This is a genomic window from Lacticaseibacillus boliensis (assembly GCF_054784775.1).
The window spans coordinates 1-1,712 of record NZ_BAAIHN010000066.1 but is presented as its reverse complement, the minus strand read 5'-3'; the positions used below and the strand labels follow the sequence as shown (position 1 = coordinate 1,712).

General features: G+C 50.9%; 1 rRNA gene. It reads right to left on the bottom strand.

Annotation, left to right across the window (positions count from 1 at the left end):
• Positions 1 to 88: 88 nt before the first annotated feature.
• Positions 89 to 1,657: ribosomal RNA gene (locus ACYVRB_RS14030) — 16S ribosomal RNA — on the bottom strand.
• Positions 1,658 to 1,712: the final 55 nt, after the last annotated feature.

Here is a 1,712-nt window from a genome sequence, read left to right as displayed (position 1 = left end):
CTTGAGAAGGTAATCTTCTCAAAACTAAACAAAGTTTCGTGATAGGTTTCCGTAAGTTTAAACCCGAAGGTTTAAACTATATCCTTAGAAAGGAGGTGATCCAGCCGCAGGTTCTCCTACGGCTACCTTGTTACGACTTCACCCTAATCATCTGTCCCACCTTAGACGGCTAGCTCCTCAAAGAGGTTACCCCACCGGCTTCGGGTGTTACAAACTCTCATGGTGTGACGGGCGGTGTGTACAAGGCCCGGGAACGTATTCACCGCGGCATGCTGATCCGCGATTACTAGCGATTCCGACTTCGTGTAGGCGAGTTGCAGCCTACAGTCCGAACTGAGAATGGCTTTAAGAGATTAGCTTGCCCTCGCGGGTTCGCAACTCGTTGTACCATCCATTGTAGCACGTGTGTAGCCCAGGTCATAAGGGGCATGATGATTTGACGTCGTCCCCACCTTCCTCCGGTTTGTCACCGGCAGTCTTACTAGAGTGCCCAACTTAATGCTGGCAACTAGTCATAAGGGTTGCGCTCGTTGCGGGACTTAACCCAACATCTCACGACACGAGCTGACGACAACCATGCACCACCTGTCACTATGTCCCCGAAGGGAACGTCTGATCTCTCAGATTGGCATAGGATGTCAAGACCTGGTAAGGTTCTTCGCGTTGCTTCGAATTAAACCACATGCTCCACCGCTTGTGCGGGCCCCCGTCAATTCCTTTGAGTTTCAACCTTGCGGTCGTACTCCCCAGGCGGAATGCTTAATGCGTTAGCTGCGGCACTGAAGGGCGGAAACCCTCCAACACCTAGCATTCATCGTTTACGGCATGGACTACCAGGGTATCTAATCCTGTTCGCTACCCATGCTTTCGAGCCTCAGCGTCAGTTACAGACCAGACAGCCGCCTTCGCCACTGGTGTTCTTCCATATATCTACGCATTTCACCGCTACACATGGAGTTCCACTGTCCTCTTCTGCACTCAAGTTTCCCAGTTTCCGATGCACTTCTTCGGTTAAGCCGAAGGCTTTCACATCAGACTTAAAAAACCGCCTGCGCTCGCTTTACGCCCAATAAATCCGGATAACGCTTGCCACCTACGTATTACCGCGGCTGCTGGCACGTAGTTAGCCGTGGCTTTCTGGTTGGATACCGTCAACATCTGAACAGTTACTCTCAAATGTGTTCTTCTCCAACAACAGAGTTTTACGACCCGAAAGCCTTCTTCACTCACGCGGCGTTGCTCCATCAGACTTGCGTCCATTGTGGAAGATTCCCTACTGCTGCCTCCCGTAGGAGTTTGGGCCGTGTCTCAGTCCCAATGTGGCCGATCACCCTCTCAGGTCGGCTACGTATCACAGCCTTGGTGAGCCTTTACCTCACCAACTAGCTAATACGCCGCGGGTCCATCCAAAAGCGACAGCTCGAAAGCCGCCTTTCAACTCCGGACCATGTGGTCCAGAGGTTTATGCGGTATTAGCATCTGTTTCCAAATGTTATCCCCCACTTAAGGGCAGGTTACCCACGTGTTACTCACCCATCCGCCACTCGGTTTTAGAAAAATCAGTCCGAAGACTTCAATTAGTAAAACCTCGTTCGACTTGCATGTATTAGGCACGCCGCCAGCGTTCATCCTGAGCCAGGATCAAACTCTCATATAATGAGTTATTTGAATAGCTCGTTTGTTGTTCTTCACTAAGGCCGAAACCTTAGATC